General features: G+C 70.3%; 11 protein-coding genes. All 11 read right to left on the bottom strand.

The window, feature by feature from the left end; translation table 11 throughout:
• Positions 1-16: 16 nt before the first annotated feature.
• A complete protein-coding gene (gene nuoN / locus DFJ69_RS17275; protein WP_116023548.1) occupies positions 17-1579 on the bottom strand; it encodes an NADH-quinone oxidoreductase subunit NuoN in 1563 nt (520 codons plus the stop codon).
• Complete coding sequence (locus tag DFJ69_RS17270; protein WP_116023547.1) at positions 1576-3153, bottom strand: NADH-quinone oxidoreductase subunit M; 1578 nt, start codon at positions 3151-3153, stop codon at positions 1576-1578. Before DFJ69_RS17270 ends, nuoN begins: the two co-directional genes overlap by 4 nt.
• Positions 3154-3289: 136 nt before the next feature.
• Positions 3290-5200 (bottom strand): NADH-quinone oxidoreductase subunit L, encoded by a 1911-nt coding sequence (nuoL, locus tag DFJ69_RS17265; RefSeq protein ID WP_116023546.1) that lies wholly within the window; start codon positions 5198-5200, stop codon positions 3290-3292.
• Between the two features lie 10 nt (positions 5201-5210).
• A complete protein-coding gene (gene nuoK, locus DFJ69_RS17260) occupies positions 5211-5510 on the bottom strand; it encodes an NADH-quinone oxidoreductase subunit NuoK (protein WP_116026701.1) in 300 nt (99 codons plus the stop codon).
• A gap of 85 nt (positions 5511-5595) precedes the next feature.
• A complete protein-coding gene (locus DFJ69_RS17255; protein ID WP_116023545.1) occupies positions 5596-6483 on the bottom strand; it encodes an NADH-quinone oxidoreductase subunit J in 888 nt (295 codons plus the stop codon).
• Positions 6480-7022 (bottom strand): NADH-quinone oxidoreductase subunit NuoI, encoded by a 543-nt coding sequence (gene nuoI / locus DFJ69_RS17250; RefSeq protein ID WP_116023544.1) that lies wholly within the window; start codon positions 7020-7022, stop codon positions 6480-6482. Before nuoI ends, DFJ69_RS17255 begins: the two co-directional genes overlap by 4 nt.
• On the bottom strand, positions 7009-8331 hold the full coding sequence (nuoH, locus tag DFJ69_RS17245) for an NADH-quinone oxidoreductase subunit NuoH (protein ID WP_116023543.1): 1323 nt from the start codon (positions 8329-8331) through the stop codon (positions 7009-7011). Before nuoH ends, nuoI begins: the two co-directional genes overlap by 14 nt.
• Positions 8328-10772 carry an NADH-quinone oxidoreductase subunit G gene (locus tag DFJ69_RS17240; protein WP_116023542.1) on the bottom strand — a complete coding sequence of 815 codons (2445 nt, stop codon included), beginning with the start codon at positions 10770-10772 and terminating at the stop codon, positions 8328-8330. The genes nuoH and DFJ69_RS17240 overlap by 4 nt, the downstream gene beginning before the upstream one ends.
• Positions 10769-12070: an NADH-quinone oxidoreductase subunit NuoF gene (gene nuoF, locus DFJ69_RS17235; protein WP_116023541.1), complete on the bottom strand. Its 1302-nt coding sequence runs from the start codon at positions 12068-12070 to the stop codon at positions 10769-10771. The genes DFJ69_RS17240 and nuoF overlap by 4 nt, the downstream gene beginning before the upstream one ends.
• Positions 12067-12789, bottom strand: coding sequence for an NADH-quinone oxidoreductase subunit NuoE (gene nuoE / locus DFJ69_RS17230; protein WP_116023540.1), 723 nt, complete (start codon positions 12787-12789; stop codon positions 12067-12069). Before nuoE ends, nuoF begins: the two co-directional genes overlap by 4 nt.
• A complete protein-coding gene (locus DFJ69_RS17225; protein ID WP_116023539.1) occupies positions 12789-14135 on the bottom strand; it encodes an NADH-quinone oxidoreductase subunit D in 1347 nt (448 codons plus the stop codon). The genes nuoE and DFJ69_RS17225 overlap by 1 nt, the downstream gene beginning before the upstream one ends.
• Positions 14136-14189: the final 54 nt, after the last annotated feature.

Raw genomic sequence — 14189 nt, 5'->3', positions numbered from 1 at the left:
GCGCCGGCCGCGCCCGTCAACGAACGAACATCTGAGCGGCGGCGTCCCCGGCGAGGTCGAGCATCGGCTGGGGGAGCACGCCGAGTACCACAGTAACCGTCACCCCCAGGGCGACCGCAGCCGCGGTCGTCGGGCCGACCACCACCGTGGGACCGTCGGCGTCCGGGTCGCTGAAGAACATCACCACGATCACCCGGACGTAGAAGAACGCCGCGATCGCCGAGGCGATCACGCCCACCACCACCAACGGGGTCGCCCCGCCCTCCACGGCCGCCGAGAACACCGCGAACTTCCCGGTGAACCCGCTGGTCAGCGGGATGCCGGCCATCGCCAGCAGGAAGAACGCGAACACGCCGGCCACCACCGGGGACCGCTTGCCCAGCCCCGCCCAACGGCTCAGATGCGCGGCCTCGCCGCCCGCGTCCCGCACCATCGTGATGACGGCGAACGCCCCGATCGTGGTGAACCCGTAGGCCGCCAGGTAGAACAGCGTGCCCGACAGGCCCTGGCGCGAGGTCGCGACCACGCCCGTGAGCAGGAAGCCCGCGTGCGCGATGGAGGAGTAGGCCAGCATCCGCTTGATGTCGGTCTGGGTGATCGCGGTGACCGCCCCCGCGACCATGGTGATGATCGCCACGGCCCACATCGCGGGACGCCAGTCCCAGCGCAGCGTCTCGAACCCGACGTAGTACACCCGCAGCATCGCTCCGAACGCCGAGACCAGCGTGCACGACGCCATCAGCGCGGTGATCGGCGTCGGCGCGCCCTGGTACACGTCCGGCTTCCACATGTGGAACGGCACCGCGCCCAGCTTGAACAGCAGCCCGACCGTCAGCAGCGCGATCCCGGCCAGCAGCAGGGTCTCGCCGCCCGCGCCCTGACCGGCCTTCGCGGCGATGTCCGAAAGCCGCACCGAGCCGGCGAACCCGTACAGCAGCGCGGCCCCGTACAGGAAGAACGCCGAGGAGAACGCGCCCAGCAGGAAGTACTTGACCGCCGCCTCCTGCGACAGCAGCCGCCGCCGGCGGGCCAGCCCGCACAGCAGGTACAGCGGCAGCGACATGACCTCCAGCGCCACGAACATGGTGAGCAGGTCGTTGGACGCCGGGAACATCAGCATCCCGCCGACCGCGAACATCATCAGCGGGAACACCTCGGTCTGGGTGATCCCCGCCGACATGCTCTGTTGCTCCGCCTCGGTGCCCGGCAGCGCGGACGCCTGCGCGGCGAAGTGCGCCGTGTTGCGCTCGGAGATCAGCAGCAGGCTCGCCAGCGCCAGCACCAGGATGGTGCCCTGCAGGAACAGCGTCGGCCCGTCCACCCCGATCGCGCCCATCGCCGCCACGTGGAACGGCTCGTCCCGCCAGGCGAGCACGATCGTCCACACGAACGCGCCGAGCAGCGCCGCGAACGCCAGCGGGACCTGGAGCCGGTAGCGCCACTCCCGCCCCGCGAACGCCTCCACGAGCACGCCGACGATGGCCGCTCCGAAGACGATCAGCATCGGGGCGAGCTGGCCGTACTCGATGTGCGGTGCCGGGATGTCGCCCGGAGCCGCGACGAGGTGCACTGGGCTCACGGATGGGCCCCCTTCTCGGCGACGGTGGGTGCCGGATCGGTCTTCTCGACCCGACTGAGCGTGTGTTCGACCGACGGATCGATCACGTCGAGCACCGGCTTGGGGAAGAAGCCCAGCGCGACGATGATGGCCAGGATCGGGGCGATCGCCGCGAGTTCCCGCCGGGACAGGTCCTTCATGCCCTGCACGGCCTCGGCGGTCGGGCCGTTCATGGTCCGCTGGTACATCCACAGGATGTAGACGGCCGCCAGCACGATGCCGAGCGAGGCGATGACCGCCGCGACCTCGTACCGGCTGAACGTGCCGACCAGCACCAGGAACTCCGACACGAACGGCGCCAGCCCCGGCAGCGACAGCCCGGACAGGCCCGCCAGCAGGAACGCGCCGGCCAGCAGCGGGGCGACCTTCTGCACCCCGCCGAAGGCGTCCACCCGGGCCGACCGCCGACGCACGATCAGGAAGCCGACGATCAGGAACAGCGCCCCGGTGGAGAAGCCGTGGTTGACCATGTAGAGCGCGGCGCCCGACTGCCCCTGCGAGGTCATCGCGAAGATGCCCAGCACGATGAACCCGAAGTGGGAGATCGAGGTGTACGCCACCAGCCGCTTCAGGTCGACCTGGCCGATCGCCAGGACCGCGCCGTAGATGATGCTGATCACCGCGAACGTGAGCACCACCGGCGCCGCCCAGGTCGCCGCGCCCGGGAACAGCTCCAGACAGAACCGCATCATGCCGTAGGTGCCGACCTTGTCGAGCACCCCGACGATCAGCACCAGCGCACCCGCCGGGGCCTGCCCGGCCGCGTCCGGCAGCCAGGTGTGCAGCGGCACCATCGGCGCCTTGATGGCGAACGCGACGAAGAAGCCGAGGAACAGCCACTTGGCGGTGGCCTCGTCGAGCTGCAGCCCGGTGAGGTCCTCCAGCAGGAAGCTGCCCGGCCCCTCCACGTACAGGGCGATCACCGCGACGAGCATCAACAGCCCGCCGAACAGCGAGTACAGCAGGAACTTGACGGCCGCGTACGAGCGCTGGGGCCCGCCGTAGTACCCGATGAGGAAGTACACCGGGATCAGCATGGCCTCGAAGAACACGTAGAACAGGAAGACGTCGGTGGCCGCGAAGACCCCGATCATCATCGCCTCGAGGGCCAGGATCAGCGCGAAGTAGCCCTTCACGGACCGGCTCGGCATCGCCTCGGCGGCGCCCTCGCCCGGCCCGGCATCGCCGCCGGCCATCACCCCGCCGAACCGTTCCGCCTCGTTCCAGGAGGCCAGCACGACCAGCGGCACCAGGATCACCGACATCAGGATCAGCGTCAGCGCGACACCGTCCACGCCGACCGCCCAGTGCACCCCGAACGCCGGGATCCAGTCGTAGGTCTCGTCGAACTGGAAGCGCCGGCCGCCGGTGTCGAAGCCCGCCGCCATCACGAACGTCAGGAGCGCGACGAGCACCGTGACACCCAGCGCCACCGTCTTGACGAGCCGCTCCTGAGCACGCGGCAGCAGCGACACCAGCAGCGCGCCCACCGCGGGCACCGCGATGAGGACGCTCAGCCAGGGAAAGTCGTCCATCAGACGTTCACCACCAGGAGGGCTGCGACGATCACTGCTGCCATCGGACGCGTAGGGACAGGGCGCATCAGACGTTCACCACCGGCAAGGCGGCCACGATCACCGCGACGATCGGACGCGTAGGGAGAGGGCGGCATCAGACGTTCACCACCAGCAGAGCGGCCACGATCACTGCCGCGCCGACGAACATGGAGAGGGCGTAGGAGCGGACGAAGCCCGTCTGGATCCTGCGGACCCGGCCCGAGGTGCCGCCGACGGCGGCGGCCAGGCCGTTGACGAGGCCGTCCACGCCCCGGTTGTCGAAGAAGACCGCCAGCCGGGTCAGCCACTGACCGGGCCGCATCAGCAGCGACTCGTTCAGCGCGTCGCCGTAGAGGTCCTTGCGGGCCGCCACCGTGGCGAACGAGCCCGCCGGGGCCTCGCGCGGCACCTTGCGGGCGCCGTACTGCCGCCAGGCGAGCGCCACGCCCGCCACCATCAGCACGAACGCGGCGACACCCGGCGCGGTGATCCAGTGGAACTCGTGGTGGCCGCCCTCGCCGACGACCGGCTCCAGGAAGTGCGCGAACGAGCCCAGCACCAGGAAGCCGCCCGCGCCGACCGAACCGACCGCCAGCAGGATCAGTGGGACGGTCATCACCTTCGGCGACTCGTGCGGGTGCGCGTCGGCGTCCCAGCGGGCCTGACCGTAGAAGGTCATGAACATCACGCGCGACATGTAGTACGAGGTGATGGCCGCGCCGAGCAGCGCGCAGGACCCCAAGATCGCCCCGGAGGTGCCGCCCTTGTCGAACGCGGCGGCGATGATGCCCTCCTTGGTGAAGAACCCGGACAGGAACGGGAACCCGATGATGGCCAGGTAGCCGAGCCCGAAGGTGGCCCAGGTGATCTTCATCAAGGGGCGCAGCGCCCCGTAGTGGCGCATGTTCACGTCGTCGCCCATGCCGTGCATGACCGACCCGGCGCCGAGGAACAGCCCCGCCTTGAAGAAGCCGTGGGCGATGAGGTGGGCGATGGCGAACACGTAGCCCGCCGGGCCCAGACCCGCCGCCAGCACCATGTAGCCGATCTGCGACATCGTCGAGCCGGCCAGCGCCTTCTTGATGTCGTCCTTGGCGGTACCGATGATCGCACCGGCCAGCAGGGTGGCCGCGCCGACGATGGTCACCACCAGTTGCGCGTCCGGGGCCAGCTCGAAGATCGGACCCGACCGGACGATCAGGTAGACCCCGGCGGTCACCATGGTGGCCGCGTGGATCAGCGCCGACACCGGGGTCGGGCCCTCCATCGCGTCCAACAACCAGGACTGCAGCGGGAGCTGTGCCGACTTGCCGCACGCGCCGAGCAGCAGGAGCAGCCCGATCGCGGTGGCGGTGCCGGTGCTCATCTGCTCCGCCAGCCCCGCGTGGCCGTGGCCCTCGCCGAGGATCTCGCCGAACCCGACGGTGCCGAACGTGGCGAACATCAGCGAGATGCCGATGACCATGCCCAGGTCGCCGACCCGGTTGACGACGAACGCCTTCTTCGCCGCGACCGCCGCCGTCGGCTTGTGCTGCCAGAACCCGATCAGCAGGTAGGAGGCCAGACCCACGCCCTCCCAGCCGATGAACAGACCGACGTAGTTGTCGGCCAGCACCAGCAGCAGCATCGCCGCGACGAACAGGTTCAGGTACGCGAAGAAGCGCCGCCGGTTCTCGTCGTGCGCCATGTAGCCGATGGAGTAGACGTGGATCAACGAGCCCACACCGGTGATCAGCAGGACGAAGCTGATGGACAACGGGTCCACCAGCAGCCCCATGTCGACGTGGAACTCACCGACGTCGAACCACTCGTACAGGTGGATCGTCCGCCGCCGCTCGTCGCCGTCGTAGCCGAGCATCTGGACGAACATCGCCAGCCCGACCACGAACGCGCCCAACGACATCGCGGTGCCGAGCAGATGCCCCCACTTGTCGGTGGCCCGGCCGCCGAGCAGCAGGATCGCCGCGCCCGCCAGCGGGAGGGCGATCAGAAGCCAGGCGACGGCCTGGATGCCTTCGGCCTTCATCGATCGCCTTTCAGTACTTCAGCAGGTTCGCGTCGTCGACCGACGACGACCTGCGGGTCCGGAAGATCGTCATGATGATCGCGAGGCCCACCACGACCTCCGCCGCGGCGACCACCATCACGAAGAAGGCGATGATCTGGCCGTCGAGGTTGCCGTGCATGCGGGCGAACGACACGAACGCCAGGTTGGTGGCGTTCAGCATCAGCTCGACGCACATGAACACCACGATGGCGTTGCGCCGCACCAGCACGCCGATGCCGCCGATGGTGAACAGCAGCGCCGACAGGACCAGGTAGTGGCTCGGGCTCATGGTCGCGTCGCCCTCCTCCCGCGCTCCGCGGACGGCTCGTTCCTCGCCGGCCACTCCGCTTGCTCGAGCGGGACTCCGCTCCGGCTCATTTCTCCGCCTCGCCTTCAGGGGCGGCGGGGGTGCCCGCCTTCACCTCGCGCGTCTCGGCGTCCGCGTCGTGTGCGATGTCGGTCGCCCCCCGGACGTCCGCCACGTCGTCCCGCAACGCCTGCTCCTCGGTGCGGCCCTCCAGGTCCTCGTGCATGTCGGCGGTGACGCTGCGCCGCGCGATGACCGGGTTGACCGACAGCTCGGAGACGCTGCCGTCCGGCAGCAGCGCGGGCATGTCGACCGCGTTGTGCCGGGCGTAAGTGCCGGGGCCGGGGAGCGGGGTCGGGTAGCCGCCCGGCTGGAAGCGCCGCTTGGCCAGCTCCCGCTGGGTGGGCTTGGGCGTGGTGCGCTCCCGGTGGGCCAGCACCATCGCGCCCAGCGCCGCGGTGATCAGCAGCGCGCTGGTCGCCTCGAACGCGAACACGTACTTGCTGAACAGCAGTCGGGCCAGGCCCTTCACGTTGCCCTCCGTGCCGTGCGCGGCGGCCAGCCCGACCGAGTCGGACAGCGCCGCGTTGCCGAGCCCGGCGATGACCAGCACCGCGAAGCCCAGCCCGGCGATCACGGCCCACAGCCGCTGCCCGCGGATCGTCTCCACGAGCGAGTCGGTGGAGGCCACGCCCACCAGCATCAGCACGAACAGGAACAGCATCAGCACCGCGCCGGTGTAGACGATGACCTGCACGAACGCCAGGAACGGGGCGTCCTGCACCGCGTACAGCACCGCCAGCGACAGCATCACCACCGCCAGCATCAGCGCCGAGTGCACCGCCTTGCGGGTGAGGACCATGCCCAGTGCCGCGGTCACGCTGACGACCGCCAGCAGCCAGAACACCACCGGCTCGCCCGCCTGCGCGTCGGTCTGCGCGAGCACGTGGGTCACTTCGCCTCACCGCCCTCGTCCTTGAGGCCGTCCTTGAGCCCGAGGCGGTAGTAGTCCTCCTCGGTGTCGCCGAGTCGCATCGCGTGCGGCGGCTGCTCCATGCCCTCGCGCAGCGGCGCCAGCAGCATGTCCTTGGTGTAGATCAGGGCCTCGCGGCTGTCGTCGGCCAGCTCGTACTCGTTGGTCATCGTGAGCGCCCGGGTGGGGCACGCCTCGATGCACAGCCCGCACAGGATGCAGCGCAGGTAGTTGATCTGGTAGACGCGGCCGTAGCGCTCCCCCGGGGAGTAGCGCTCGTCCTCGGTGTTGTCGGCGCCCTCCACGTAGATCGCGTCCGCCGGGCAGGCCCAGGCGCACAGCTCGCAGCCGATGCACTTCTCGAGCCCGTCCGGCCACCGGTTGAGCTGGTGACGTCCGTGGAAGCGCGGCGCCGTGGGCTTCTTGACCTCCGGATACTGGACGGTCTCGCTCTTGGTGAAGAGCTGGTGGAAGGTCACCCCGAACCCCTTGACCGGGTTCAGGAAGTCAGTGAGTCCCACGGGCTACCCCCTTCTGGGTGACGTCGACGCCCGTGCGCCCGACGCCGTGGTAGTGCGGTGCGTCCATCGGCGGCACGGGGAACCCGCCGACCGACGGTTCGGCCTCGGCGTGGTCCGGGACGGGCTCCTGCTCGTCCTCGTCGCCCTTCACCAGGTCCCAGGCGATGGACAACAGCAGCACGCCGCCGATCGCGACCGCGGACCAGATCGCGACCTGGGTCATGTCGTAGCCCTCGTTGCGCAGCCCGCGCACGGTGGCCACCAGCAGGATCCAGCCGAGGGAGAACGGGATGAGGACCTTCCAGCCCAGCTTCATCAACTGGTCGTAGCGGACCCGCGGGAGCGTGGCGCGCAGCCAGATGAAGAAGAAGATGAACGCCCAGAGCTTGAGCATGAACCACAGCACCGGCCACCAGCCGGAGTTGGCGCCCTCCCAGATGCTCACCACCCCGAACGGTGCCCGCCAGCCTCCGAGGAACAGCGTGGTGCACAGCGCCGACAGGGTCGCCATGTTGATGTACTCCGCCAGGAAGAACATCGCGAACTTCAGCGAGGAGTACTCGGTGTGGATGCCGCCGACGATCTCGCCCTCGCCCTCGGGGAGGTCGAACGGGATCCGGCCGGACTCGCCCATCATCGTCATCACGTAGACCAGGAACGACGGCAGCAGCATGATCACGAACCAGGTGTCGGCCTGGGCGTTGACGATCCCGCTGGTCGACATGGTCCCGGCGAACAGGAACACCGCCACGAACGACAGCGCCATCGCGATCTCGTACGAGATCACCTGCGCGGTGGTGCGCAGACCGCCGAGCAGCGAGTACGGCGACATCGACGACCAGCCCATCAGCACGCCGCCGTAGACCCCCATCGAGGCCATCGCCAGCACCAGCAGCACGGCGACCGGGAGGTCGGTGCCCTGCAGCGGCGTGTGGTGACCGAAGATCGACACCGTCGGCCCGAACGGGATGATGATGAACGACACGAACGCCGGGGTCGCCACGATGATCGGCGCCAGGATGAAGACGACCCGGTCGACACCCTTGGGGATGATGTCCTCTTTGAGCGCCAGCTTGATGCCGTCGGCCAGCCCCTGGAGCAGCCCGAACGGCCCGGCCCGGTTGGGCCCGACGCGCAACTGCATCCGCCCGATCACCCGGCGCTCCACCCACATGGACAGCAGCACCGTGAGGACCAGGAAGACGAAGATGGCCAGCACCTTGCCGCCGATCAGCCACCACGGGTCCCGCCCGAAGGAGGACAGCGTGGGGTCGTCGGGCGCGGCGAGCACGGCCACGGGGACGCTCATGCGGCACCTCCACTGCCTGCCGGGGCGGCGGCGATCGAGACGATCGCGCCCGCGTCGGCGCCCAGGTCCCGGTAGAGGACGCAGCCCTGGGAGTTGGTCGGCAGCCAGACCACCCGGTCGGGCAGGTCCGGCGTGATCTCCAGCGGCAGGGTCAGCTCCCGGCCGCCGTGCGCGACGGTCACCGCCGCGTCCGCGCCGATCTCGGCGGCGGTGGCCGGTGACAGCCTCGCGACGGCGGCCTTGGCCGTCCCCGCGAGGTAGGGCTCGCCGTCCTGGAGGCGGCCCCGGTCCAGCAGCAGCCGCCAGGTCGTCAGCAGCGCCTCGCCCGCCAGCGGCTCCGGCCGGATCGCCGGACCGCTCTCCGGCGGCTCGGGCCGGCTGCCCCGGTGCGCGCCGAGGGCGGCCAGCTCGCGGCGGGCGGCCTCGGCCCCCGGCAGCGCCAGGTGGACGTCCATCTCGCCGGCGAGCGTGTGCAGGACCCGCAGGTCCGACATCCGGCCCGGCACCCGCAGCGCCACGTCGAAGGTCCGGCCGCGGCCCTCCCAGTCGACGAACGTGCCGTCCTTCTCGGCGACCGCGGCCACCGGCAGCACCACGTCGGCGCGGTCGGTGACGGCGCTCGCCCGCTGCTCCAGGCTGACCACGAACGGGGCGGCCTCCAGGGCCGTCAGCACGCCGATCGGGTCGGCCAGGTCGTTCGGGTCGACTCCGCCGACCAGCAGCGCGTCGAGCTCACCGGCTGCGGCGGCGGTCAGGATCTGGGCGGTGTCCCGGCCGGGCAGACCGGGCAGGTCCGCCACGTTCCAGGTCCGGGCGACCTCGGCGCGGGCGACCGCGTCGGTGACGGGGCGGCCGATCGGCAGCAGGCCCGGCAGGGCCCCCGCCTCGAGCGCGCCGCGCTCCCCGGCCCGCCGGGGCACCCACGCCAGCCGGGCGCCGGTGACCTGGGCCAGCCGGACGGCGCTGGACAGCGCGCCCGGGCTGGTGGCCAGCCGCTCGCCGAGCAGGATGATCGCGCCCTCGCCCTTCATCTCCTCGCCGACCGGGTGGTCGCCGGTGACCAGCGCGCCCAACACCTCGGCCTCGGAGCCCGGGAGGGCCCGCAGCAGCGTGCCGCCCATCTTCTCCAGGCCGCGTGTGGCGAAGGGTGCGACGGCGTGGACCCGCAGGCCGTTCTTCTTGTACGCCTTGCGCAGGCGCAGGAAGACGATCGGCGACTCCTCCTCCGGCTCGAACCCGGCCAGCAGCACCACGCGGGCCTTCTCCAGGTCGGCGTAGGAGACCTCGATGTCGCGGCCCGCCACCGTCGAGGCCAGGAACTCGGCCTCCTCGAAGGAGTGCGGCCGGGCCCGGAAGTCGATGTCGTTGGTGCCCAGCGCGATCCGGGCGAACTTGCTGTAGGCGTAGGCGTCCTCCAGCGTCAGCCGCCCGCCCGTCAGCACGCCCGCCCTGCCGCGCGCGGCGGCCAGGCCCCGGGCGGCGATGGTGAGCGCCTCCGGCCAGGACGCCGGCTCCAGCTCGCCGGCCTCGTTGCGGACCAGCGGGTGGGTCAGCCGGTCGGGCTGGGTGGCGTAGGTGAACGCCCACCGGCCCTTGTCGCAGTTCCACTCCTCGTTGACCTGCGGGTCGTCCCCGGCGAGCCGCCGCGTCACCCGGCCGCGGCGGTGGTCGGTGCGCAGCGCGCAGCCGGAGGCGCAGTGCTCACAGGCGCTCGGCGTCGACACCAGGTCGAACGGCCGCGACCGGAACCGGTAGGCGGCCCCGGTGAGCGCCCCCACGGGGCAGATCTGCACGGTGTTGCCGGAGAAGTACGACTGGAACGGCCGGTCCTCGGCCGTCCCGATCTGCTCCTTGGCGCCCCGTTCGAACAGGTCGATGAAGGCGTCGCCGGCGATCTGGTCGGAGAAGCGGGTGCAGCGGGCGCACTGGATGCAGCGCTCCCGGTCCAGCAGCACCTCGCTGGACAGCGGGATCGGCTTGGGGAAGGTGCGCTTCTTGTCCAGGAACCGCGACTCGCCCCGACCGTTGGACATCGCCTGGTTCTGCAGGGGGCACTCGCCGCCCTTGTCGCAGACGGGGCAGTCCAGCGGGTGGTTGATCAGCAGCAGCTCCATCACCCCGTGCTGGGCCTTGTCGGCCACCGCGGAGGTGAGCTGCGTCTTGACGACCATGCCGGGCATCACGGCGGTGGTGCAGGACGCCTGCGGCTTGGGCATCCCCCGGCCGTTGCCGGCGTCGGGGATCTCCACCAGGCACTGCCGGCAGGCCCCCACCGGGTCCAGCAACGGGTGGTCGCAGAACCGGGGGATCTGGATGCCCAGCAGCTCGGCGGCCCGGATGATGAGCGTGCCCTCGGGCACCTCGATCTCGAACCCGTCGATGGTGACCGGGACCATCTTGACGTGCTCGACCTCTGCGCTCGTGTTGTCGGTGACCGTCACTGCCCACCTGCCCACACAGTCGACTTGGCGGGATCGAACGGGCACCCGCCCTGGGTGAAGTGCGCGATGTACTCGTCGCGGAACAGCTTGATGGACGATGTCACGGGGCTGGTGGCGCCGTCCCCCAGAGCACAGAAGGACCTGCCCAGAATGTTGTCGGACAGGTCCAGCAGCGTCTCCAGGTCCTCCTCGGTGCCCTGGCCGGCGTCGAGTCGCTTGAGGGTCTGCTTGTACCAGTAGGTGCCCTCGCGACACGGTGTGCACTTGCCGCACGACTCGTGCGCGTAGAACTCCGACCAGCGGAGCACCGCCCGTACCACGCAGGTGGTCTCGTCGAAGATCTGCAGCGCCCGGGTGCCGAGCATCGACCCGGCCGCGCCGACGCTCTCGAAGTCCAACGGGACGTCGAGGTGCTCGTCGGTGAACAGCGGGGTGGACGAGCCGCCCGGGGTCCAGAACTTCAGCCGGTGCCCCTCGCGGATCCCGCCCGCCATGTCGAGCAGCTCCCGCAGCGTGATGCCGAGCGGGGCCTCGTACTGGCCGGGGCGCGTCACGTGACCGGACAGCGAGAAGATCCCGAAGCCCTTGGACTTCTCGGTGCCCATCGAGGCGAACCAGTCGGCCCCGTTCTCCACGATCGAGGGAACGGAGGCGATCGACTCCACGTTGTTGATCACAGTGGGGCCGCCGTAGAGCCCCGCCACCGCCGGGAAGGGAGGCTTGAGCCTGGGTTGGCCCCGATATCCCTCCAGCGAGTCCAGCAGCGCGGTCTCCTCGCCGCAGATGTACGCGCCCGCGCCGGTGTGTACCACCAGCTCCAGGTCGTAGCCGGTGCCGAGGATGTCCTTGCCGAGGTACCCGGCCTCGTAGGCCTCCGCGACGGCCTGCTGGAGACGGCGGATGACGTGCAGCACCTCGCCGCGCACATAGATGAACGCGTGGTTGGACCGGATCGCGTACGAGCTGATGATGACGCCCTCGACCAGCACGTGCGGGTTGGCCAGCATCAGCGGGATGTCCTTGCAGGTGCCCGGCTCGGACTCGTCCGCGTTCACCACCAGGTAGCGGGGGTTGGGGCTGCTCGGCGGCAGGAACCCCCACTTCATCCCGGTGGGGAACCCGGCGCCGCCGCGCCCGCGCAGCCCGGAGTCCTTGACCGCCTGGACGATCGTGTCCGGCTCCATGCCGAACGCGGTGCGCATCGCCCGGTAGCCGCCCTCGCGCTCGTAGGCGGCGCGGGTGAACGAGTCGGTCTGGTCCCAGTGGCGGGACAGGACCGGGGTCAGGGTCGTGCTCATTTGTGGATGTCCCCCTGCGTCTTGGAGCCCGCCGCCGGGTCGTCGGGCTCGGGCCGCGCCACGTCGACGGGCGGGGCCTCCCAACCGCGACTCTTGGCCAACTCCAGGCCGACCAGCGTCTCCGGCCCCGCCTGCGCGCCCTCGCCCGCCCGGCCGTCGGGGAACCCGGCGAGCACGCGGGACGCCTCCTTCCACGTGCACACGCTGCCCGGCCCGCGCGTCGGGACGACCTCGCGGCCCGCGCGCAGGTCGTCCACCAGCGTCTTGGCCTTCTCCGGGGTCATGTTGTCGAAGAACTCCCAGTTGACCGTCATCACCGGGGCGAAGTCGCAGGCGGCGTTGCACTCGATGCGTTCGAGGGAGACCCTGCCGTCCTCGGTGGCCTCGTCGTGGCCGACCCCGACGTGCGCGCTCAGCTCGTCCCAGATCTGGTCGCCGCCCATCACCGCGCACAGCGTGTTGATGCAGACGCCGACGTGGTATTCGCCGACGCGCTCGCGCTTGTACATGGTGTAGAAGGTGGCGACCCCGGTGACCTGGGCGGGCGTGATGCCGAGCTGCTCGGCGCAGAACTCGATGCCGTCCCGGGTCACGTGCCCGTCCACCGACTGCACCAGGTGCAGCATCGGCAGCAGGGCCGAGCGCGGCTTGGGGTACCGCGCGATGATGTCCTTGGCGTCCCGCTCCAACCGGGCGAGCGTCTCGGGTGTGTAACCCATCAGCGGTCCACGCCTCCCATGACGGGGTCGATCGATGCCACGGCCGCGATGACGTCGGCGACCATGCCGCCCTCCGACATCGCGGCAGCGGCCTGCAGGTTGGTGAAGGACGGGTCGCGGAAGTGCACGCGGTAGGGGCGGGTGCCGCCCTCGCTGACCGCGTGGACGCCGAGCTCGCCGCGCGGGGACTCCACCGCCGCGTACACCTGCCCGGCGGGGACCCGGAAGCCCTCGGTCACCAGCTTGAAGTGGTGGATCAGCGCCTCCATGGAGGTGCCCATGATGTGCGCGATGTGCCGGGGCGAGTTGCCCATCCCGTCGGTGCCGATGGCGAGCTGGGCGGGCCAGCCGATCTTCTTGTCCTCGATCATCACCGGGCCCTTGACGGTGGAGAGCCGGTCCAGGCACTGCTCAATGATCTTGAGGGACTCCTCCATCTCCTGCATCCGCACCAGGTAGCGGCCGTAGACGTCGGCGCTCTCCTGGGTCGCGACCTCGAACTCGTAGGTCTCGTAGCCGCAGTACGGCTGGGTCTTGCGCAGGTCCCACGGCAGCCCGGTGGAGCGCAGCACCGGCCCGGTGACGCCGAGGGCCATGCAGCCCTGCAGGTCCAGGTGGGCGACGTCCTTGGTGCGTGCCAGGTAGACGGGGTTGGAGTCCATCAGCTTGCGGAGCGCCTGGAGCCGCTTGGGCATCCGGTCGAGGAACTCGCGGACCTTGGTGAACCCGCCGTGCCCGATGTCCTGGGCGACGCCGCCGGGGCGGACGTAGGCCATGTTCATCCGCAGGCCGGTGATCTCCTCGAACACGTCGAGGGCGTACTCGCGCTCGATGAAGCCGTTCAGCATCACCGTGGTGGCGCCGAGCTCCAGGCCGAACGTGGCGATGGCGACCAGGTGCGAGGAGATCCGGTTGACCTCCATCATCATCACCCGGATGATCTCCGCCCGCTCCGGGATCCGGTCGGTGACCCCCAGCAGCTTCTCCACGGCCAGGCTGTAGGCCGTCTCGTTGAAGATCGGGGCCAGGTAGTCCATCCGGGTGCAGAACGTGGTGCCCTGCGTCCAGGTGCGGAACTCCATGTTCTTCTCGATGCCGGTGTGCAGGTAGCCGATGCCCACCCGGCACTCGTCGACGGTCTCGCCGTCCAGCGTCAGGATCAGCCGCAGCACGCCGTGGGTGGACGGGTGCTGCGGGCCCATGTTGATGACCAGCCGCTCGTCGCCGGCGTCCTCGGCCCCGGCGACGACCTGGTCCCAGTCGCCACCGTCGACGTTGAAGACCTTGCCCTCCGTCGCCTCCTCGGCGGCGTACGCGTCGTACTCGGTGTACTTGGTGGAGCTCATACGTACGACCTCCGCTGGTCGGGCGGCACGGGCATGCCTCCGCGCCGCGTCACG

The sequence above is a fragment of the Thermomonospora umbrina genome (assembly GCF_003386555.1).
In the GTDB taxonomy this organism is placed as follows: Bacteria; Actinomycetota; Actinomycetes; order Streptosporangiales; family Streptosporangiaceae; genus Thermomonospora; species Thermomonospora umbrina.
This window is presented reverse-complemented; position numbering and strand designations above follow the sequence as displayed.